The 21,430-nt window shown below is 36.9% G+C and carries 22 protein-coding genes and 1 pseudogene; 6 read left to right on the top strand and 17 right to left on the bottom strand.

Annotated features, from left to right (window positions below):
• Window positions 1-5 precede the first annotated feature (5 nt).
• Window positions 6-533 (bottom strand): cupin domain-containing protein, encoded by a 528-nt coding sequence (locus tag JTI58_RS07220; protein ID WP_205446074.1) that lies wholly within the window; start codon window positions 531-533, stop codon window positions 6-8.
• 127 nt (window positions 534-660) lie between these two features.
• Here JTI58_RS07220 and JTI58_RS07225 point away from each other — a divergent pair, with 127 nt between their 5' ends.
• Window positions 661-1,119 carry an SMI1/KNR4 family protein gene (locus JTI58_RS07225; RefSeq protein WP_205446075.1) on the top strand — a complete coding sequence of 153 codons (459 nt, stop codon included), beginning with the start codon at window positions 661-663 and terminating at the stop codon, window positions 1,117-1,119.
• Window positions 1,120-1,150: 31 nt separating this feature from the next.
• Here the strand turns inward: JTI58_RS07225 and JTI58_RS07230 are convergent, their stop codons facing one another.
• The 4 genes and pseudogenes from JTI58_RS07230 to JTI58_RS25130 form a co-directional block, all read right to left on the bottom strand.
• Window positions 1,151-2,272 (bottom strand): serine hydrolase, encoded by a 1,122-nt coding sequence (locus tag JTI58_RS07230; RefSeq protein ID WP_205446076.1) that lies wholly within the window; start codon window positions 2,270-2,272, stop codon window positions 1,151-1,153.
• Between the two features lie 13 nt (window positions 2,273-2,285).
• Window positions 2,286-2,837 carry a DUF4303 domain-containing protein gene (locus tag JTI58_RS07235; RefSeq protein ID WP_205446077.1) on the bottom strand — a complete coding sequence of 184 codons (552 nt, stop codon included), beginning with the start codon at window positions 2,835-2,837 and terminating at the stop codon, window positions 2,286-2,288.
• An 11-nt stretch (window positions 2,838-2,848) separates the two neighbouring features.
• Window positions 2,849-3,292 (bottom strand): SRPBCC domain-containing protein, encoded by a 444-nt coding sequence (locus JTI58_RS07240; protein WP_205446078.1) that lies wholly within the window; start codon window positions 3,290-3,292, stop codon window positions 2,849-2,851.
• 209 nt (window positions 3,293-3,501) lie between these two features.
• Window positions 3,502-3,641 (bottom strand): annotated as a pseudogene (locus JTI58_RS25130) (ATP-binding cassette domain-containing protein); the annotation flags it as partial.
• Window positions 3,642-3,833: 192 nt separating this feature from the next.
• On the opposite strand from JTI58_RS25130, the gene JTI58_RS07245 reads away from it, so the two are divergent.
• Window positions 3,834-4,673, top strand: a complete 840-nt coding sequence (locus JTI58_RS07245; protein WP_036079667.1) for a YitT family protein — start codon at window positions 3,834-3,836, stop codon at window positions 4,671-4,673.
• A 300-nt stretch (window positions 4,674-4,973) separates the two neighbouring features.
• Here the strand turns inward: JTI58_RS07245 and JTI58_RS07250 are convergent, their stop codons facing one another.
• The 4 genes from JTI58_RS07250 to JTI58_RS07265 form a co-directional block, all read right to left on the bottom strand.
• Complete coding sequence (locus JTI58_RS07250; protein ID WP_205446079.1) at window positions 4,974-5,882, bottom strand: D-alanine--D-alanine ligase; 909 nt, start codon at window positions 5,880-5,882, stop codon at window positions 4,974-4,976.
• 4 nt (window positions 5,883-5,886) lie between these two features.
• The gene (locus JTI58_RS07255; protein WP_205446080.1) at window positions 5,887-7,335 is read right to left on the bottom strand and encodes a MocR-like pyridoxine biosynthesis transcription factor PdxR; all 1,449 of its coding nucleotides are present in this window, start codon (window positions 7,333-7,335) and stop codon (window positions 5,887-5,889) included.
• Between the two features lie 192 nt (window positions 7,336-7,527).
• Complete coding sequence (locus tag JTI58_RS07260) at window positions 7,528-8,967, bottom strand: sodium/proline symporter (protein WP_205446081.1); 1,440 nt, start codon at window positions 8,965-8,967, stop codon at window positions 7,528-7,530.
• A gap of 86 nt (window positions 8,968-9,053) precedes the next feature.
• The gene (locus JTI58_RS07265; protein WP_205446082.1) at window positions 9,054-9,935 is read right to left on the bottom strand and encodes a LysR family transcriptional regulator; all 882 of its coding nucleotides are present in this window, start codon (window positions 9,933-9,935) and stop codon (window positions 9,054-9,056) included.
• Window positions 9,936-10,071: 136 nt separating this feature from the next.
• On the opposite strand from JTI58_RS07265, the gene JTI58_RS07270 reads away from it, so the two are divergent.
• Both JTI58_RS07270 and JTI58_RS07275 read left to right on the top strand, forming a co-directional pair.
• Window positions 10,072-10,767, top strand: coding sequence for an L-2-amino-thiazoline-4-carboxylic acid hydrolase (locus JTI58_RS07270; protein WP_205446083.1), 696 nt, complete (start codon window positions 10,072-10,074; stop codon window positions 10,765-10,767).
• Window positions 10,768-10,771: 4 nt separating this feature from the next.
• Window positions 10,772-11,983 carry a Zn-dependent hydrolase gene (locus JTI58_RS07275; RefSeq protein WP_205446084.1) on the top strand — a complete coding sequence of 404 codons (1,212 nt, stop codon included), beginning with the start codon at window positions 10,772-10,774 and terminating at the stop codon, window positions 11,981-11,983.
• Window positions 11,984-12,033: 50 nt separating this feature from the next.
• On the opposite strand, the gene JTI58_RS07280 is transcribed toward JTI58_RS07275, so the two are convergent.
• From JTI58_RS07280 to JTI58_RS07290, 3 genes are all read right to left on the bottom strand, one after another.
• Window positions 12,034-12,555: a GrpB family protein gene (locus JTI58_RS07280; RefSeq protein WP_205446085.1), complete on the bottom strand. Its 522-nt coding sequence runs from the start codon at window positions 12,553-12,555 to the stop codon at window positions 12,034-12,036.
• A gap of 222 nt (window positions 12,556-12,777) precedes the next feature.
• Window positions 12,778-13,605 carry a hypothetical protein gene (locus JTI58_RS07285; RefSeq protein WP_205446086.1) on the bottom strand — a complete coding sequence of 276 codons (828 nt, stop codon included), beginning with the start codon at window positions 13,603-13,605 and terminating at the stop codon, window positions 12,778-12,780.
• The gene (locus tag JTI58_RS07290) at window positions 13,595-14,119 is read right to left on the bottom strand and encodes a sigma-70 family RNA polymerase sigma factor (protein WP_205446087.1); all 525 of its coding nucleotides are present in this window, start codon (window positions 14,117-14,119) and stop codon (window positions 13,595-13,597) included. Before JTI58_RS07290 ends, JTI58_RS07285 begins: the two co-directional genes overlap by 11 nt.
• Window positions 14,120-14,258: 139 nt before the next feature.
• Here JTI58_RS07290 and JTI58_RS07295 point away from each other — a divergent pair, with 139 nt between their 5' ends.
• Window positions 14,259-15,041, top strand: a complete 783-nt coding sequence (locus tag JTI58_RS07295; RefSeq protein ID WP_205446088.1) for an ABC transporter ATP-binding protein — start codon at window positions 14,259-14,261, stop codon at window positions 15,039-15,041.
• Window positions 15,038-16,660 carry a hypothetical protein gene (locus tag JTI58_RS07300; protein WP_205446089.1) on the top strand — a complete coding sequence of 541 codons (1,623 nt, stop codon included), beginning with the start codon at window positions 15,038-15,040 and terminating at the stop codon, window positions 16,658-16,660. The genes JTI58_RS07295 and JTI58_RS07300 overlap by 4 nt, the downstream gene beginning before the upstream one ends.
• A 62-nt stretch (window positions 16,661-16,722) precedes the next feature.
• Here JTI58_RS07300 and JTI58_RS07305 read toward each other — a convergent pair whose 3' ends face one another.
• The 5 genes from JTI58_RS07305 to JTI58_RS07325 all read right to left on the bottom strand — a co-directional run bounded on the left by JTI58_RS07305 (window position 16,723) and on the right by JTI58_RS07325 (window position 21,261).
• Complete coding sequence (locus tag JTI58_RS07305) at window positions 16,723-18,003, bottom strand: histidine--tRNA ligase (RefSeq protein WP_205447180.1); 1,281 nt, start codon at window positions 18,001-18,003, stop codon at window positions 16,723-16,725.
• A gap of 251 nt (window positions 18,004-18,254) precedes the next feature.
• Complete coding sequence (locus JTI58_RS07310) at window positions 18,255-18,686, bottom strand: MarR family winged helix-turn-helix transcriptional regulator (RefSeq protein ID WP_205446090.1); 432 nt, start codon at window positions 18,684-18,686, stop codon at window positions 18,255-18,257.
• Entirely contained in the window at window positions 18,676-18,957 is a 282-nt protein-coding gene (locus JTI58_RS07315) for a transporter suffix domain-containing protein (protein WP_205446091.1), read from the bottom strand. Before JTI58_RS07315 ends, JTI58_RS07310 begins: the two co-directional genes overlap by 11 nt.
• Window positions 18,958-19,106: 149 nt before the next feature.
• The gene (locus tag JTI58_RS07320) at window positions 19,107-20,741 is read right to left on the bottom strand and encodes a DUF4179 domain-containing protein (RefSeq protein ID WP_205446092.1); all 1,635 of its coding nucleotides are present in this window, start codon (window positions 20,739-20,741) and stop codon (window positions 19,107-19,109) included.
• Complete coding sequence (locus JTI58_RS07325) at window positions 20,728-21,261, bottom strand: RNA polymerase sigma factor (protein ID WP_205446093.1); 534 nt, start codon at window positions 21,259-21,261, stop codon at window positions 20,728-20,730. Before JTI58_RS07325 ends, JTI58_RS07320 begins: the two co-directional genes overlap by 14 nt.
• Window positions 21,262-21,430: the final 169 nt, after the last annotated feature.

Consider the following 21,430-nt stretch of genomic DNA (forward strand, 5'->3'; position numbering starts at 1 on the left):
ATCTATTATTCATGCTGTCCATAGCCCGCTTCTTCAGCCATAGCGTCAGCCTTTGTCACATGAACAGTCCCAAATGGATGGTTTGGTGGCGCATAAATCGTGTAAAGCTTTAGTGGTTTATCCCCTGTGTTCGTAACATTATGCCATGTTCCTGCAGGCACCATGATAGCCGTATCTTCTGTGACATGTCTCTGATAGTTTAAATAATCTCTAGTTGGCCCCATTTGAGTTAATCCATGCCCCTCCTCAATACAAATGAATTGGTCGACGTGAGGGTGTACTTCTAAGCCAATATCTTCCCCAACATTGAGACTCATCACCGTTACTTGTAAGTTTGACCCTGTCCACAGTGCTGTACGATAATTTTTATTGCGCTTTGTAGCCTCTTCAATGTCGACAACGAATGGTCCTGGTCCAAAATCATTCTGGATATTACTTCTTGGCGTTCGTTCTACCTGATTTGGATAGGCCCAATAAACAGGTTGATAACCGTAATTATACGATTGATAATTACCGTAATAAGGGTGATACATTTATCTCAATCCTCTCATGCATGATAACGCTATAGTATGCAGTTGATTGAAAGAAGGTACTCATATGTAGTTTGCACTTTGAATTCTTAATTGAGTAATATTTAAATATAGACTGGAGGTAGTTGGCATGTATGCTAGATTAGCAGAAAAATTCGCAAGCACTACTGCGATTAAATGGTTTCCTGGACACGGTGCTGAAGATGATTGGATAGTAGAAGTTGAAGCAGAGTTAGGATTCAACTTACCACCATCCTATCGCTGGTGGTTAAAAAATTATGGTAATGGGCAGCTGAATGGTGGATCTATTCTCTCGATCGGTCACCCAGCATACAGAGACATCAATGATCACGATATTCTCTATATCCATCGTCTTAACTTGGCTGATGAAGATTGGTGTAAACAATATCCGAATAGATTAGATTTATTTGTTCCAGACGCTGACGAATTGTACTTCTTTGATCGATCGTCTAAAGATGAACTCAGCGAATTTCCTGTTATGTGCTATGACTTAATGAATGACATGATCTATGAATATGCCTCTTCCTTCTCAGAATTTCTTGAAAAATTGATTGATGAACGTAGTTAATAGCATGAGTTGCCTTATTTATGGAGGCAACTCACAACTCGGAAAATTCCTTTTTTAAACGCTTACGAAATTTATCATCTGTAAGAAATTTTAACTGAAAACTATTCATACTATTTGAGAGTTTAATCTGCTCTAGTGTATTTAAGTTATTAGCGAAAAAGGCTATTTCTGTTTTATTTCCATCTTTATCTTCTGCATAGGCTGCTAGTGTTAACACAAATGCAGTCGATCCTCCCTTTTGACCAGCATGTTTTAGCCATGTTTGATTTCTAGGATTCTGCATTAATTGCTCCAACACGGGATCTAAATATTTATGTACCTCTGGACTAAAGAAATTTTTATTATTCAATTTTTCTAAAATAGAGATGTAATCATTTGTTGTGGCCCTTATTAAACGGTCTGACCATATCCTTTGAAAATCCATATTGAGCATTTTTTGCGCTTTTGCTTTCTCCTCAATTGTCAAAGGATGCTCTATCCAATTCGCATGAATAGCCATTGCCCACTCACGATATTCAGCCATATCCATTTCTCGCATAGCCGTTAATGTTGCTTTTTTCGTTAAATTTTTTTCCGCCATCAAGTGGATGGGAATATGGAGTGCACTTACAATTGGATACAAAGGTTCATGATCCTCTACATTTAACTGAGTAAGCACATCATTAATTGTTTGAAAGCCGAGTACGTGCATTAAATATTCCGTATTTGCATTAGAGCTATAGGCAATCATGCCATTTGCGACTTGACTTAAAGGCACACGATCCGCCTCCTCAAGGTTTAACTGCGCTAACCATGCTTCATGTGCGCCGCCATCCGTTTTAGGGATATAAAATGCCTCTAACTCCTTTAGTGGGACCTGCTCTTGAGGATTAATGCTGCCATCTGCTGCTTGTTGAGCATAGGCGATGGCTACGATCATTTTAACCGTACTTGCTAATGGTAGCTGTTCCTTGGTGTTTAGCTCCACCCAATGTTGTTGATTATATTGAATGACAACGGAAATATTTTTATCCTCTTTATGTTCCTTCATAAATTGCACAATATATTCAGGATCGTCCCTCTTGATTTCTTTTTGAAACTTCCAAAAAATAATGCTACATACAAATCCTATACAAACCAAAATACTGCCAATCACCCAATACAGCTTTTTCATATTCATCCCTCCATCACTCGGCTGCTTCCAACAACAATTGCTGTAGTGCTGTAGACGACTGGTGATTTAATCGTAATGCTATTTCTGTGTTTATTTCTTCTGGCGGCATCACTTCTACAATTATGCATACGGAATCCCTTGTTTGATTCAAGGCGAATAGTCCTTCTTCATCAAGCTTTTTCATGGCTAGCTCCATTGCTGCTAGCCGTAATGCCAGTTCTTGCTGCCATGCTTCCCCTTCAAGAGTATAGATGTAAGGGCGCTTATTAAAGCACTGCTGAACATTCGAAAAATTTTCTTCTCCATAGCAATAAAAGGGAGAATCTGCATAAGACCATTTGATAAGGGATGCTCTTTCAGATATGTTACTGTTAGTTTGTTTAGCAGCTTGTCGTTCCAGCGCTTCCCATGACCAAGCTGAAACGCTCGGGGCATGCCCTTCTCCAGTGGTGCATAACGTGCAGTAATAATACCGTTCATCATTTTTAAAAAGATCCAGAAATGTTTTTCTCACAGCGCAAACTATTTCATCTGCCAATTGCTCGATGCTATCGATCTCTGACATATCTTACCTCCTTAATGAATTAGAGAAGCTCTTAAATTGCTAATCCCATTTTCTAAATATCCTTTGAGGCACGTTAATGTATAGACCCACCCCTCTTTTTGGCCCATCATTTTTGCCACGATTTCTGGGTCATGTACATTTAACCCTGATTCTACTACAGTAATAATTGTTTCACTTTGTGATTCTTCAAATGTGATGGTAACCATCGTCACTTCACCATGCTCTTCTCCCCATACAAACACAATTTTTTTATTCGTCTCCATTTCAAGAACGGTGATCACACCCTCTGCACGATACTCAGCATATTTAAGTGTGATTCTTTTACCCTCTCCCCATCTTTCAGAGCTGCTAGAAAACCAATAATGCCCGATTTCAGTAGGAGATATAATGGCTTCAAATACTTTATGGGCTGGCTGAATGATTTTTAATTTCGTCGTCACATCCGTATTTATCATCGTTCATCATCCTTTTCATATTGTCTATCTACACCTTCGCCAAAATTTTCCCTTAACCTTCCTTCCTAATAAAAATTCACTAAAAAGGGTGCGATTCTCCTAATGGAATCGCACCTTTTCACTTAATATATCTTTTTATTATCATCAGAGCGGTTCTTTAAAAATTACAGCACTATTTCCTCTCCAGTAAACTATTAGCTCATCTAATGGAAATAACCTATTTTAACCTTTGGAGAAATGGCTATTCCCTCACCATTATTGGCTATATGTTGTAGTAATGTATTTTTACCACTACCATTGTTACCCGTAAGCACAATTTTTTTACTAATGGGATTTGGAAGCTGACCTCATGTAATAGTACCTTCTCTTGAACGTTTAAAGTGAAGCTATAATATGTCAAGTTTCAAAAATTCTCTCTAAAGACACATTAATTACTGTCGATATATCACAAATGAACATCCAAAAAGTATACCATTTGGTGAAAACCTGATATAGTATGGAATTTAAGAAAAATAAAATTTGAATTGGTGGTGTTATGTGAATGAAGAAATACGTTATCGATATTTTAATGATTATGCTTGGATCACTGCTTTTTGCCCTAGCAGTTAACTTATTTGTTATTCCAAATGATTTAGGTGAGGGGGGCGTAACAGGCTTAACGATTATTGCTTATTATCTGTTCGGATGGTCGCCAAGTATTGTCAGCTTTGTTATGAATGCAGCTTTACTTATTGTTGGTTATAAATTTTTAAATAGACAAACAACAATCTACACAATCATTGCGGTCTCATTCCATTCTTTATTTTTACATTTAACAGAAACTTGGTCTATTTCCTCAGATGAAATTATCGTCAATACGATTTTTGGTGGCGTATTTGCTGGAGTTGGTATTGGCTTAATTATAAGAGTTGGTGGTACAACAGCAGGTTCTACGATTTTAGCTAGAATCACTAACAAATATCTAGGCTGGAGTATTAGCTATGGACTTTTATTCTTCGATTTAATTGTTGCTTTTTCGTCTTATTTTATCATTGGTGCGGAGGCTTTAATGCTAACGATTGTCATGCTATATGTTGGTACAAAGGTAATGGAGTTTGTTATTGAAGGGGTTAACCCTAAAAAGGCAGTTACCATTATCTCTAAGAAACCTGAAGACATTGCTGGACAAGTAACTGCTTATATGAACCGTGGAGTTACTGTTCTTTCAGGTCATGGCTATTATACAAAGGAACAAAAGGAAATTTTGTATATTGTTATTAGTAAGCAAGAAGTTGTAAAGCTCAAAAAAATCGTCAAAGAAGTCGACAAGGACGCCTTTATTGCCATTCATGATGTAAGGGACGTTTTCGGAGAAGGCTTTATTGAATTAGCAAAATCATAAGGCAGTCTAAAACACCTTTTGTCATTACTTACAAAAGGTGTTTTATGTTGTTGAAAAAGATGATGTCACTGGCAGAAAAATACCTTTTGGCAAGGCTAGGAGTTGATTTCCGTTTCTTTCATACTAACAGTAGGGAACACCTTCACTTTATTTGAAAACCTTGCTAAAAAGTTAACATTTTTATGGGTTGGAGTGGAAGGCTACTTGACTCCCGTGGGATCGCGAGACAGGCGAGTCCCCTGCAACGGAGATCCATTTTCACCTTTCACAAAAATGCTATTAATGGTTTTGTTTTTCTATCTACCTATTTCTATCAATCTGTAAGGAGCTTTCGATAATGCTGTCCAATAGTGCTGAATAGCTGATTCCCGCAGCAAGGGCACTTTTCGGTAGGAGGCTATTTTGTGTCATGCCGGGCAATGTATTAACCTCCAGCACATAAGGAACTCCATCCTTAATCAACATATCTACTCTAGCATAGACACTGCATCTTAAAGTCTTGTAACTGATCATCGCAGCTTTTGCCACACGATCATGAATCGCAAGTGGGAGTTCTACAGGTTCCTCTATTGTAGAAGCATCATCATATTTTGCCTGGTAGTCAAAAAACACTGCCGTATGTTTGATTGAAAGGACTGGCAATAGCTGCTCATTGAGGATTGGACATGTAATTTCGTCACCAATCAAATACTGCTCAATAATAATTTCGTTATCCCACTTAAATACCTCTGCGATAGCAGTCAATAAGGCACTCCGATCATGGACAATGTGGACACCTACACTAGAGCCACCAGCATTTGGTTTAACGACAAGCGGATAACCAATAAACTCTATATCCTGTAAGGGCAGCTCCTCTCCCTTTACGAGATGTATCCAATCTGGTGTTGCAACACCTTCATATCGAAGTATTTTTTTAGCCATATTTTTATCCATGCACAAACTACTTGCTAGAAGACCGCTTCCTGTATAAGGAATACCCAATGTTTCTAGCACCCCTTGAATCGTACCATCCTCTCCAAACTTACCATGAAGTGCTAACAAAGCCACATCAATGTCACGCACCTTGTCAATTATCTCTTTGTTATCATCTAATGTAATGGCAACAACTTCGTATTTTTGCTTATCTAATTGAGTGACCATTTCCTTACCTGTCATGATGGAAACCTGCTTTTCAGAGGAAGTACCACCCATAATTACGCCAACCTTCATTTTCTCAACTCCTCATATCGGTTTTTAATGTATCACCAATGATTTGAATACCACGAACAATATCGTCATCTGCTAAACGAGAGAAACCTAAACGAAATGTATTACTGCCTCTCCCGTTTGTATAAAATACATCTCCTGGATAAAACACCACGCCCTTGTCATAGCACTTCTCCAGCAGCAAACGTGCATCTACTTCCTCTTTTAGCTCTATAAAGAGGTGGAGTCCTCCATCCCCTGTTATCCTGCTAAAGGGAATGTATTGCATACAGGCTTGTCGAGCAAGCTCATATTTTTTCTTGTAAACAAATCGTGCTTTCTTCAGATATTTTTCAAAATAACCATCCTGTAAATATTGGTATAACACTGCCTGATCCAGTGTCGATGTATGAATCGTTCGAGCTCTTTTCATGCTTTCTAAGCTATCAATTAACGCCTTATCTGCTAAAATCCAACCAACACGTAAGCCAGGGAAAAGAATTTTAGAAAAGCTGCCAATATAGACAACGTTATTACCTATACCACTAAAAGCGATCAGTGGTGCCAAATGAGAGCTTGAATACCTCAATTCCTCATTAAAACCATCTTCTACAATGGGTATTTGATATTTGGAAAAAAGCTGAAAAATAGCATTCCTTTTCTCCGAGGAAGTGACTATTCCTGTTGGATTATGATAGGACGGGATGAGATAGGCAAAATCAAAATCCTTATCTGCTAACGTTTTTTCCACCTGATCCATATCAATCCCGTCATCTTTCATATCGACGCCATGTATGTCTAGCCCATGTAAACGGAAAAGCTTCAATGCTGCGTGATGTGTAGGGTTTTCACATAGTACACGCCCTGATTTTTTAGCTAAAGAGGACAATAAAATATCTAGCCCCTCTGTAAAACCATTTGTAATTAAAATATCTTTATTAGAAATGTCTACACCTTTCATCTCCATATAGCTAAGAAGATAGTCAATTAAAGGCTTATACCCCTTGGCATAGCCATAGTTCAAGACAATATCTCCTTCAATGGACATTCTTGTGAGAAACGCCCTTTTGAAATTTTCAACATCAAAAAGCTTTTCTTCTGGAGCAATACTAGTAAACGAAATCATGCCTTTTTGCCAGTGTATATCTTGCCGTATTAAATCAATTTCATCTGCTAATAAAGTTGTTTCATTTAGCCTTTGCTTCCAATCTATTTCAATAGAAGAGGCTTTCAATGTAGTAACCTTTCCGATAAAATGCCCTTTTCCCTTCACTGCATAGATGATGCCATCTAGCTCTAATTCGGCATATGCGTTCAGCACCGTATTCCTACTGACCGCTAATAACTTACTAAGTTCACGGGTAGATGGAAGCTTTTGATGTTCCAACAGATGCCCTTTGACAATCATGTCTTGAACATAATCCTTCAATTGTACATAAACTGGTCGTTCATCCATAAGCTTAAAATCACTAAACACTTCCTAACCCCCTTGCTTCATTTTTGCATAAACCATGATGACCAAAAAGGTCCACACATTATGTAATTTCCTGTTAGAGTGGTTGCTCTTTCTTCTATCATATTTCAATATGGTCATAAGCATAAAAAGAAAACTCCTCTTTTGAGAAATGTATCTTCAAAAGAGGAGATTTTTATTATTTTAAAATATTTTTCAGACCGTATTTCCTTTTTCATCAGGATATACTAAAGACACGACTACTCCAACAATTAAGCAAATAAAGAATGTCGCTGCCTTGGCTGACACAACGGCCTCCATAGGTGACAGGGACCATGCAATCGCACTAATAAAGCCTACAATAATTGTGGCAATGACCCCAATGCCTGAAACACGTTTCCAGAAAAAGATTAGAAGGATAACAACAGAAAATGTATTGCCAATCCCTGCCCATGCAAAGGATACTAAGCTATAAATCACTGAACCCGATTTGACTGAAATGATAATACCAACAATCCCACTAATAACAGCCACTAGACGCGAAAGGTGAACTAATTTTTTGCTGGAAATATTCCAACGCAATGTTTTATGAATGATGTCCTCACTTATCGATGTTGTGATTACTAACAATTGAGAAGAAGCCGTTGACATAATAGCTGCTAAAATACCAGCCACAATAATTCCTGCAATCCAAGGCGGTAAAATTTCAAATACCATATGTGGCAAGATCATTTCAGGGTCCTCAATAGAGCCTTGTTTATACAAAGTGGACGCAAAAATGGCAGATAAAAAGGCACCCACATAGACAATTAGTGTCCAAATAATCGCCATATTACGGCCAGTAATTCGCTCTTTTTCAGTCGTAATAGCCATAAAACGAGAGCTCAATTGAGGTTGTCCTCCAAGCCAGCCAAAGAACCATGATAAATTTGTAAATAACATCGCCCCTAAGGCAAGTCCATTTAAGCCTCCAACCCAACTATCTGCGCCATTGCCCATATGTGCAAGCTCTGTTGAAATGCTTAAACCTTGATGTTGAATTTCCATATAAGCTGCAATGGGTACAATAACGAACGAGATCAGCATTAAAAAACTTTGGATGGTATCTGTCCAAACAACAGACATAAATCCTCCCATACATGAATAGGCAATTATTATTGCTCCAATAATAATTGTTCCCCACGTAATGTTAAGTCCTGAGAATGAATAAATGGTTTTACCCATCCCGGAAAATTGAGCTGCTAAATAACAAACAAAGAATAACACCATTACTACAGAAGCTAACCAACGAATTATATCTGCGTGCTTTGGAAATTTAACCGCAATATAATCTGTTAGGCTATTCACCTTATATTTTTGTTGCTCTGTCATAAAGCGTTTTGATAAAAATAGCCATGATGCAACAACGCCTAAAAGCATGCCAGATAAAATCCAAATTCCAGACAGCCCAGCCACATAAATAAAGCCAATTGCCCCTAAAAACATATAGGCGGATTCACCAGTTGCACGTTCAGAAAAGGCTAACGCCCAGCCAGGTAGTTTATTTCCCCCTAGAAAGTAATCATTATGTGATAAATCTTTTTTACTGAAGTATATACCCACTCCTAGCATAGCAAGTAAATAGATAAATATTTCAACATAAACAATTGTATGCATATCCCCAAAGTCCTCCATCTGATTAATCTAAACAATCCCAATTGGTTTTATCAGATAATAGTTCGGGTTTTTTTAATTGTCAATAACTAATTTTGTAAAAAGGATGCAAAGTATTTCGATATTTCTACAAACTTTAAAGCCCCCGGAGAAAGATGAATACTGTGTTTGTGTGCAATTCCAACCTGTCTAATATATGCTTGATAAAATTTTTTTCTAATCAGCTTACTTGGTGCATGTAGTAAAAGGGAATTCGGCACAATGGAAATGCCTAAATTTTCATTGACCATTGTTAAAATAACTTGGTCAACCGATAGTTCATATACCACATTGGGATGGATTTTATGTTTAGCCAAAATCTTTGATACATCCCGATCAATCGTACGTTTAGGCATAATCCAGCGTTCATCCTGCAATTGCTCTAGATAAAGCGTCTCTTCATTCGCCAATGGATGCTCCTGTGCCATAATGCAAACAAGCTCATCATCAAAAATTGCATCAAATACAAGATGTTTAGAATTTGGCTGTACTAAAAAGCCAATATCTACTATGCCATTATGAAGCCAATCCTCGATTTGGTCATAGTCTCCCTCCATCAAACGAATTTGTAGGTCTGGATGATACTCTTCGAAGTACGCTAAAACCTTTGGTAATAATACCAATGAAACACTTGGTAGAATACCAACCGATAACGTACCCCCAATGAGATTTTTTAAATTTGCCACGGAGGTTTCAAGTTGCTGCTGTTGCTGCAATATTTTTGATATGTGTTCGTAAACTATTCTCCCCTCACTCGTTAAAACAATATTATTGCGGTTTCGAATAATTAGAGAAAGCCCTAATTCTGCCTCTAAATTACTAATCGTATGACTGATTGAAGACTGTGTGAGATTGAGCTTTAAGCCTGTTTCTGTAAAATTCCCTGTATCGATAAGTGTATGGAAAGCAATATATTGTGCTAATGTAGCCATGCTATTCTGCCCCTTTTATGATTTTTTTTCATATTTGATTGTGTAAATATTCATTTGATTTAAATTACTAGCCACCTCTATAATAAAAATAAAATCCAAGTAAATCAATATGATTTGTGATGAGGGGGCTCATAAAATGGCAGAGGAAAAATTAATGATGAAGGCTTTATCTATGGACATAATTACCGCAAAAATGTTTACAGAATTACATCTCTCCATTACAGAGCAATACGGAGAGCATGGTCGGGGTTTAGTACAAAAAGGGTTGGAGGCCTTTGGTTTAAAAGACGCTGAAACAATGGCAAAAAAGGCTACAGCAGAAGGCGAAAATCATACTTTCTTTGAATATTTACCATCAAGTGTCGAGGGTGAAGAGAAATTTGCGGATTTAACAACGTTCGCCCGTTTTTCCAAAATGTTTGCACAAATTGCCAAACCAGTTGTAGATGAATATGGAGAAGCTGGTGAACAAGTGATTATGCGGGCAGTAGAACGTTTTGGCCATAAGCGAGGCCAAGGTATTGCTCAACGTGCACGCACAAACGGCCTAGAAAATTCAGTAGAGCATTATTTAACAAACTATGATATGGGTCGTAGCGATTTATTTGAAATAGAAACCGTCTATAAAGAAAATGAGGTAGAACAAACGTTTACTCACTGCCCACTAGGTCAACAATGGGCAGATGATGATATGGGTAAATACGGCATTTTATATTGCAAAGTCATCGACCCCTCTATTGCCAAAGGGTACAATAAAAATCTAGAGGTGGTACATGATCAATTTGTTTTACGTGAAGGACAGTGCCACTTCCAATTCCAAATGAAAGAGTGATGTCATGATTAATGGAGTTAGGCTCGTACAGCATCTTCAAGACTTAAGTCAAATTGGTCGCAATGAAAAGACAGGTGGCATTAACCGCTTCTCGTTCACACCAGAAGAAAAGCAGGCCATTGAGTTAGTCACAACTTATATGGAACAAGCAGGAATGAATGTCACAATCGATGCAGTTGGAAACCTTATTGGTACATATGGTGAAGGAAATGAAACCATTATGCTGGGTTCTCACATCGATACAGTACCAGAGGGCGGCAAATATGATGGAGCATTAGGGGTGCTAGCAGCAATTGAAGTGGTACATTCTATGCATGAGCAACAGTTGCTACCCTCTAAAAAAATTCAAGTTGTCGCTTTTAAGGATGAGGAAGGAACGAGATTTGGCTTCGGGCTCCTTGGCAGTAGTGCAATGGCTGGTCTTTTAACGGAGGAGCAGTTACAGCATACAGATGAAGCTGGCATTTCCATTGAAGAAGCCATGAAGGATTTCGATTTATCACCTTATCCTTTAGTAAAAGTGCAGCGTAATGATATTAAAGCTTATTTAGAAATGCATATCGAGCAAGGAAAAGTGTTAGAAAATGAAGACCTACCAGTCGGTGTTGTCACAGGTATTGCAGCCCCCTTATGGCTAGAGGTAACCGTAACGGGTGTCAGTGAACATGCTGGTGCCACACCTATGCCGATTCGTCAGGATGCTCTAACTGCAGCAAGCGAAATGATTTTAGCTATTGAGCAACTATTAAACAAGACAACAGATTCCGTTGCAACGGTTGGTAAGCTAATGGTCTCTCCAAATGGGACAAACGTTATACCAGGTAAAGTCACGTTCTCGATTGATCTTCGTGATATTGACGAAAATAAAGTAAGCGCACTAGAACAAGAAATTATGCAACAGCTGCAACAAATTGCTGAACGAAGACATGTCTCATTGGCATCAAAAGTATTGCAGCGCATTAAGCCTGCAAAAACCGATGCCTTACTACAAAAGCAACTCACTACAAGTATTGAAAAGCAAGGTATACGACCTTATTCTCTCATAAGTGGTGCTGGGCATGACGCAATGAATATTGCTGAAATTGCCCCGATTGGGATGCTATTCGTTCGCTCAAAGGACGGCATTAGTCATAATCCATTAGAATACAGTTCAGATGAAGATATTGTTGTAGCAACTAATATTTTTTATGATACAGTTGTCGAACTTGCTAGATAGACTACTATATTATAGAAGAAAGCCATTCTCTATATTGTTGAGAATGGCTTTTATAGAAAGTCATTATTCTTCGCCTTAGCAATAATTGTTTGAATGAACGGTTCCTTTTTCTTGGTATAGGTTTGGCGATCATACTGAAAGTGATCAGCAAGCTGTTCTTTTAAGGTTTCATATTCATCCGCCGCTTGAGCATTTAATCGAAGATAATCTCGGAACAGGCATTTGTCAATCCATTCACTACAGTTATATTCACATATGTGTAAATGACATGTTCCTTGGCCCCATAGCCCTTTTCTAAAAAATCTTCTTTCCATTAGCTCCGGTTTAGGAACATATTCATACCCAATAATTTTTAAGGCCTCTATTAGTTCCGAGACTACTTCTATACTTGGGACGCCTAGAAGAATATCGATAATAGGCTTAGCCTTTAAACCTTTGATAGATGTGCTACCGATGTGCTCAATCCCTAATATTACATGGCCAATAACTTCTTGAATACTTCTTTTCTCATATAAAAATTGTTCTTCCCAATTCACATCATACTCTGACAATACCACTTCAATTTTTTTCAAGTGGTGCTCACCTCACTTTTTGGAATAAACCAACTATAAATAATGCGTATTTACCTTAAAATAGTAAACATAAACCCTGTCCAAAATTTAAAACCCTTATTTATCTTTTTTAGTTACAAGCATACCTCCTCTCTATCTATATAACTATACTCATTACTGTTTTGTAACATCAAAGAATTAAAATTAGAGAAAAAATGAAGCTAGTTCAATTTTAAAGCAAACTTAATAGATTTTTCCGTTTTCATCACAGTAAAATTCAATGGTAAATCTCTTCTCAAATTGAGCGTTATTTAATTCAAAAATCCCTTCTATTTGAATACTAAATGTTCGCCCGTCGTCAATTAAAGCTGTTTTATAGGAGGTTTGCTTCCACGTTCCTGATTGCGTTTTTATTAGTTTTGTAGAAACATTTTCAACAGAAGAAAACATTTGGCGTTTGCGAGATGCATTATATTGTGTTTCAAAATCCCCTGTTACCTCCACAGTTCTTAAAATATCAGGGAAGTACATATAGGTCTTTTTAGTTGTACTACCGTCTTCATTTGTAATTACAGGTTCTGGTGTAATCAGGTAATTATTAATTCTTTCTCGTTCTGTGGCTAAGTGTTGTTTCACCCAAGATTGAATGTTCTTTTCAAATTCTTCAGGTGAAATCCAATATTCATCTTCGAATTCTTCAATTGGTCCAACAGCAATGTTTAAACCTGACTTCAATTCCATCGCTTCTTCTATAATTTTTACATATTGCTTATAGTACTGCTTTTTCATTTCTTCTGTTAGCGGTGGAAGTGGTTCTCCAGATGTATCCTCTTGCTCATCAGGAATAGCTAGGGAAGAATCCGTTGGCGGGATATTTTTCTCCACATTTTGAATAGTAGGTATGAGACTGATTCCAATTAGGAGAACCGCAAATATTGAAACCATTAAAGGCTTCCATTGATATTTAGGTTTGTGAGATTGGTGTAATTTAGCCTGAATACTCGCTTTATCATTCTCTGATAGCTTAATAGATGTAGGTATAGATTTCTCAAGTTCATTTTTAATATTCATATTCTAAATCACCCTCCTCTATCGTTATTTTTGCTAATTTTCGTCCTCTGGCTAACCTTGTTTTTACGGTGTTAGGTGAGCATTTTAACACTTCAGCCATTTCTGCTATCGATAATTCAACATAATAATGCAGCCAAATCACTTCACGATATTTAGTGGGTAAAGAATTGACTAATTGCCCTATAGACTGATTTTGCTCTTGTTGTAAAATATCCAGTTCTAGGGAGTCTCGTTTTAGCCAGTTTTTCATTTTCTCCGTCACTTCAACTTTTTTATAATGCCAGCTTTTCAAATAATTTTTGCATTCATTTACGGCTATTCGATATAAATAGGTTTTAGCGGATGAACGTCCTCCAAAGACATCGATGCTTTTATAAAATTTAATAAAAACCTCTTGTACAAGATCCTCTGTCTTTTGTGGTTCTTTTACATATGTATAAATTAATCGCTTTAAATAATCTCCATGCTGATTCATTACTTCATAAAGCAATTTTTCTTTCTCATTAGGTGTCATAACGATCCTTCCCCTCTTATAACGTTAGACAAGGCTAGGAATGAACTGGTTTCATTTCAGGAAAAAGAATATCCTCTCTTTTAATATGATATAGTGTAATTATGGTTAATTTTTCTAAATAATTGAGAGGGGCTATAAAATGGGAGAAATTTTAACGATTACGAATTTAACGAAGAGTTATGGAAACAAGGAAATCTTGAAGGGGATTGACCTTCATGCAGCTAGAGGTGAAATCATCGGTTATATTGGCCCCAATGGCGCTGGTAAAAGTACAACTGTAAAACTTATTCTAGGCCTAGAAGGTGATTATGGCGGCGAAATTAAGCTCTTTGGGAAAAGCATAAGGCAAGACCAAATTGATTATAAACGGCGAATTGGTTACGTTCCTGAAATCGCTGATGTTTATGATAACTTAACAGGCTATGAATATTTAACCTTCATCGGGCAGCTATATGGATTAGAGCTAGAGGAGGCGGCTGACAAATCCAAATCGCTAATGGAACTGTTTGGAGTTGGTGAAGCGTACCATTCTAGAATTTCTTCCTATTCTAAGGGCATGCGTCAAAAACTACTAATTATTGCAAGCCTCATACATAATCCAGACCTGCTATTTTTAGATGAACCAATCAATGGCCTAGACGCAAACAGTGTCATGATTTTTAAAGAAATCCTAACGCAACTAGCTGCCAACGGAAAGACTATATTTTACTCATCTCACATTATGGATGTAGTTGAAAAAATCAGTAGCCGTATCATTCTGCTGTATGATGGAAAAATTGCAGCGGACGGAACATTTGCCCAATTACAAGCAGATAATACCGAAGGAACATTAGAAAGAATTTTTAACCAGTTAACAGGATTTCATGAACATCAGGAAATCGGAGAAAAATTTGTGTCCGTCGTTCGAGGAGGACGATTATGACAGATTTCAAAACGCTACAATTGCTTGATAAATTCCGATGGCTTTTTGTAAAAATGGGCATTGATTATGACATGATGAGAAGAATCCTCTATATAAAATTAACGATGGATGAACGGAAAGTACCAACCCTATTTAATCAGAACAAAAAGAAAGACAATCAAAAGTACGGTTATATTAAGTCTCTATGGATTTATGTGTTATTCGGTCTTATACTCATCCCGCTTATGGGATTTGGTCAAAATTTTCTATTTCAAATGAGCATTGCCTTTGCAATGATTATATTTCTGATTATGACTTCATTGATTTCTGATTTTTCTTCTGTGCTTTTAGATGTACGAGATAAAAGCATACTTTCAACTAAGCCTATTTCAGCTAAAACAATCAATGCAGCAAAATTTATGCATATTTTTATTTATTTATCCTATTTAACATTGGCCCTAACAGCCATCCCACTAATAGTCAGCCTTTTTACTCAAGGAATTGTGTTTTTTATTTTAACAGGTCTTGAGATTCTATTAATGAATTTATTTATAGTTGCCATCACAGCCATTTTATATATTGCCATTTTACGATTCTTCGATGGCGAAAAGCTGAAGGATATGATTAATTATGTACAAATCGCTTTATCTCTAATGCTGATGATTGGCTATCAAGTTCTTATTCGATCCTTTGAATTCGTCAATTTAGATATGGTAGTGTCGTTTCATTGGTGGAGCCTCTTCTTAATACCAATGTGGTTCGCTGCTCCTTATGAACTCATACTGCATGGTGACACATCCTTATTGACAGTCATTTATACCCTCTTAGCAGTGATTGTACCTATTATTTCGATTTGGATATATATCAAGCTCATACCAACCTTTGAACGCAATCTCCAAAAATTGCTAAGTACAAGTAAATCAAAAAAAGAAAAGAACAATCGATTAAAGTCGTTTTTATTAACCATTGTGTGCAGAACACACGAAGAACGAGCTTTCTATCGCTTCGCCACTCTGATGATGAAGCAAGAACGAGAGTTTAAGTTGAAGGTCTATCCATCTTTAGGTTTTTCATTTATTATCCCCTTTATTTTCATATTTACTTTTAGCAGGGGCGAAGAAGTCGATTATGCTAGTAGTATGGGCTATTTAAATATCTACTTTAGTATGATGATTATACCATCCGCGGTCCTTATGCTTGGTCACTCTGCTAAATATAAGGCTGCCTGGATTTATAAAACGCTCCCGATTAAAGACTATACAGATTTACAAAAAGGTAGCTTAAAGGCATTTTTAATCAATTTGTATATTCCGTTATTTTTAGTACTAAGTATAGTCTTTAGCTATATTTACGGTATTCGAATTATCCCTGATTTACTAGCTGTTTTGGTAACAAGCTGGTTGTATACCATCCTTTGTTTCGTCATGATGACAAACAAATTACCTTTTACCAAACCCTATGATGAAGTTAATGATGCACAAGGCTGGAAGATTCTTTTGTTATTGCTCCCTTTAGGTTTACTTGTAGGGCTGCACTATATAATAGCTAGTCAGATAACATACGGCTCTACTATATATTTCATTGTGTTTTTCTTCATCAACATCTTGATTTGGAAACTGGTTTTTAAATTGGAAAAATAACTAAAAAACGGCTCAAATCCTATTATAGAGTGGGATCAGCCGTTTTTTCCATGCTATGGCGTTTAAAAGGTAAATGCAACGATTTCTTCCTCACCACTTTTCATATCTTTTATTTTATACATATTTTGACTGACCTCGTTTTCTCCTAATACAATGACCTTTGGTGTGTTTTCACGATTGGCTTTTTCCATTGCCTTCTTCACTTTTTTCCCACTTAACTCAACTTCTACTTTATATTTTTCTCGCCGTAATACAGTTGCCAGCTTTAGTGCCTCCTTTTCTGTTCCCAGAGGAATAATATAAATATCCACACTAGGAGCGTTTTGATCTACTTTTCCCGAAAGCGCCAAAGCTGTATAGATGACATCTAACCCAAATGAAATACCAACAGTTGCATAGGTTTGATCTGTCTCTAAAAGGCCACCAATTGCATTGTCATAGCGTCCCCCGCTACCAATACTTGATCGGATTGTTCCATCAGCTAAAAAGATTTCATAAATTGTTCCTGTGTAAATTTCAAGTCCTCTCGCTAAAAATGGATTGAAAATACATTGCCCACTTATTCCAAGTGCCTCTATATAAGCTGTTAGTTCCGTTAATTCCTGTAAACCTTGTTGTAAAAAGTTGTTTTCGGTCGCATAGCCTTCAAAATACGCCATACTTATTTGAGGACGTTCATCTAAAAAACGCTTTATTTTATTAATGCTATTATCTAATAACCCCAATGCCTGCAATTCTGCGAGCATTGTTTTCTCGTCTATTTTTTCAATCTTATCTAAAATTAAAATAACTCGATTCATTTGATCCTGTTCAACCTCAAATAATTGCAGCAAACCAACTAAAAGCTTGCGATTATTATATTGGAGATTAATTTTAAGTTTAAGCTGATCAAAGGCATCTATCGCCATCATCATTAGCTCCGCCTCAGCAGCCTGTGATTCTACCCCAACAATATCTACATCACATTGTGTAAATTCGCGAAAACGACCAGCCTTGATGGGGCCATCTCGAAATACTTTGCCAATCTCATATCGTTTAAATGGCATAGCAATCGCTGGATTCATAGCTACAACCTTTGCAAATGGAATCGTTAAATCATAGCGTAACGCTAAATCCCGCTCGCCTCGATCTGTTAATGTATACATCTCCTGTAAAATCTCAGCACCACCAGCATATTTAGAAGCCATCAACTCTGTATAGTTAAGAATAGGTGTTTCTAACGGCTTGCAGCCATAGGATATAAATGTATCTTCTAACGTACGGCGTATCGCACGACGAGTAGCCTCCTGCTCTGGTAAATAATCTTGTGTTCCTCGAACATTCTGATAGTCCATTTTTTTCATCATAATCTCCTCCTCATTTTTTGAGCAATAAAAAAACCGTATAACGATAAAGCTTCAAATCAGCTTTATTTATACGATTACATGAGAAATAGTCTTCCTATTCAATATTAATAAGATAATAAAGATAGCAAGACTAGTGATGATGATGATGTTTTGTTGTGAATGATTGGACAAGAGTAATGACCATGTTTATTCCCCCTTTAATATTAAGGGTTACTATAAGACACACCAGATTAAATGTCAAACTTTTTCTAAAATTCATACAGTATTTTTTTCATTTTTTCTAGAGTAGCTAACATTTCAGCTAATTCTTCAGATGATAAATTAGCATGGTACTTTTCTGTAATCTGTTGATTAAAGGCTTCGATTTCCTGTTTATATAGTTGCCCCTTCTCACCCAATTCAACAGAAAATGCACGCTTATCCTCTTCATGCTGCCTTTTCATTATATAGCCATCCTGTTCAAGCTTAGCTAATTGCTGACTCACTGCACTTTTCGTAATAGCCATTTTATCTGCTAGTTCTGAAGGTGAACAGGACGGATGACGAATCACTAATGTTAAAAGAACATATTGCTGATTATTTAAGGAGTAATTAGTATAAGCCCTTTCCATTTTCTCAAGCATGATCCAAATATCTTCAATGGTTTGATTAATTTGCTCCGCTACCTTGTTATTCTTCATTTTTTTGAGTGTCACCTTTTTCTCGCCATTTTTTAGGATTTAGATAGCTTTTAAATTTGTTAGCTACCTCTTTTCCAACAAGTAAAGCACCAAGCCAAAATAAGATTTCAGCTACAATAATACTTCCTGGTATAATCCCAGCCTTTACTTTTGTAGGTATCGGTGTGAAAGGTGTAATGATTGGGATTAACCATAGTGAAAGAGAAAAGATAATAATGCCTAATCCAAGCTTATAAGCAAATGATTTTTGTGTTTTTTCGTTAGAGGTCATGTATCTTCTCCTGCGCATTAATTTATTTAAGTTAACTAAACTATATTATACATTTCTTTTTATGTAAAGCACTTTAATCTTTATAAGAAAACAAAAATCCCCATCTATTTGAATAGTGAAGAGTCAAATAGATAGGGTTATTAATGCTGTTATTTTCCAAATGTAAGGGGTATACGTAGCTCATCATTGGGCTTGTTAGTTAAATATTTAAAAATGAGAATTTCTAGCTCCTTCTTGTCAAAATTCTCATAAACATCCATTCTTTTATTATTTTCAAGAATGCCCATATATTCAGGCGTTCCATAGATTTTTTCTTTACCCTCTAAATAATAGGTTTGATTGACTCCAGCAAACCCTGGATCAGGGCTTAATGATTCCACATAAAGGTTATTGTCCTTCATATAATAAGTCCATGAAATTGAGTACCCTGCTATATTAGATGTTACACTTTGAGGCTTTGCTGATATGTTCGTTAATTGGATTGAATTGTCGTCTCCGTATAAACCTTCAACATGGTTCTTAGCAACGAAAGCTACAGGTTGATTTTCCAAAGAGGCTCCATTTAGTCCAGTTATTTCAAAGCGCAGCTCTGTTTCATTAGGATCTCCAACTTCACTCGAAATATACCCAGTCAATAAAGTTCCACCTACATCCAGTTGATAATCCATATAAGGAAAAGTTTCGTATTTTTCTTGAGTAAGAATCAATCGAACTTGGGTCGGTGTAACCGACATTTCATGAATTTTAGTTCCACCAGGCACGTTGTCAATTGGAATATCTAGTACTTTCTTAAATGACGTATTTTCCAGTTGTGTTTTAGAGAGATTTAGTTGCATATTCCAAGTGCTTTCTTTTGTTTCTAGTATGCGGTTATAAGAAATTTGGAATTTAGTTCCCTCCTCTTGTAAGGCTTCAGACTCGAATAGTTGCTGACTAAAATATTCTCCTTTCGCTCCCTGTCTTCCCATGAAAGATCTTTTCCCTGTTTCAATTGAATGATTCGTATTATTAATCGCCTCAATGAATATCCCTGTATTTCGGACTTTTAAATCTGTAAGTGTAACTGCCGTTTTAAGCAATATTTTACCTTCATCTTGTTCAAAAGATTGAATAGACACTGTGTCAACTCCATCCTTTTGAATAGGGAACACTTGCGTAGTCAAGTCATTTGGATTATAGTCGATAGAATATTTCTCATCGCTGATGAACTGAATATTCTCCATCATAAGCTCCACTTCTGTCATCTGTCCTTCAGCCACCCAATCCGTTTCAAAATAACCCTGAAAGGTACCAAGCTCCTCATTCCAAGAATGTGTATAATTCCCTTCAATAAAGTTACCCTTGGAATCTTTAAGTCCGGTAAGTTCAAAGCCAATATTCTCTCCATCCCAAGAGGCATCAGGTTTCAAACTATATAAAAGAAAGGTTCTGTTATCATCGATAAACGCCGTATGTACAGTGAGCGTAAATCCATCCTTCGTAACAGATTGTTCAATCGTCTGCCCTAAGCCCTGATCTAATGCAGACTGAATACCAGCTCTATAAGAAAGAATAGTTGACCAATCATAATTCAATGCTGCATAGACAGGGGTAGCCATTAGAGCGACAGCTAATCCTGCAACCAATACAAATCTCTTTCTTTTACGCGGTCGAAGTTCGATCGGTTCATCCACGATTTTTAGTTCATCCTGTTGGATACTGCTCCACATTTGTTCAAAATCAGGATACTTCATGTTATGGTCTGCCTTCATCTCTTTTTTCAATTTCTTTTCAATGCGTTCCAAACTGATTCTCTCCCTTCAACCATAGATTTTGATTTTGTTCTAGTTTTTTGCGCATAATTTTCAATGCCTTATGGAGTCTCGATTTCACTGTTCCCACCGGAATCTTTAGTGTTTCCGCAATTTCCACTAATGATAGCTCACCGATGTAGCGAAGGGTGACAACAGCCATTAACTTTTCTGGTAGCTGTCTGAGTAGTGCATCCCACTCCTCCTCTGCTGCCTTCTCCAATACAATGGTGTCTACAGATTTAACTGTTGCCGTAGTTTGCTCCTGCAGCAACTGTACCTGACTCACTTTTTTTAACTGAGCCTGCTTTCTTTTAAGCAAATTTAAGCATTGATTCATCGCAATTCGTAAAATCCAAGCACGTGTATGCTCTACACTTCTCCAATCCTGACGAAAGACGGTGACAAATACATCATGGCAGAGGTCTTCCGCATCTTGGGCGTTCCGTAGCATGTAATAACAGGTACGGTATACATCTTTGTTGTATGAATCGAATAATTCACGTTCTGTCAATTCAAGGCACTCCTTTCTAATTGTTCTACGTTATAAACAATTGACTACTAGAAAAGGTTCATTTTTTCAGAATTTCATGTACATACTTTTTAATCTAGTAATTATGTAAAAAAATCCAGTAAACACGTTCAAAATAAAAACAGATGGCAGTATAGAGGTCCATTATGGA

The sequence above is a fragment of the Lysinibacillus fusiformis genome (assembly GCF_016925635.1).
Classification (GTDB): Bacteria; Bacillota; Bacilli; order Bacillales_A; family Planococcaceae; genus Lysinibacillus; species Lysinibacillus fusiformis_F.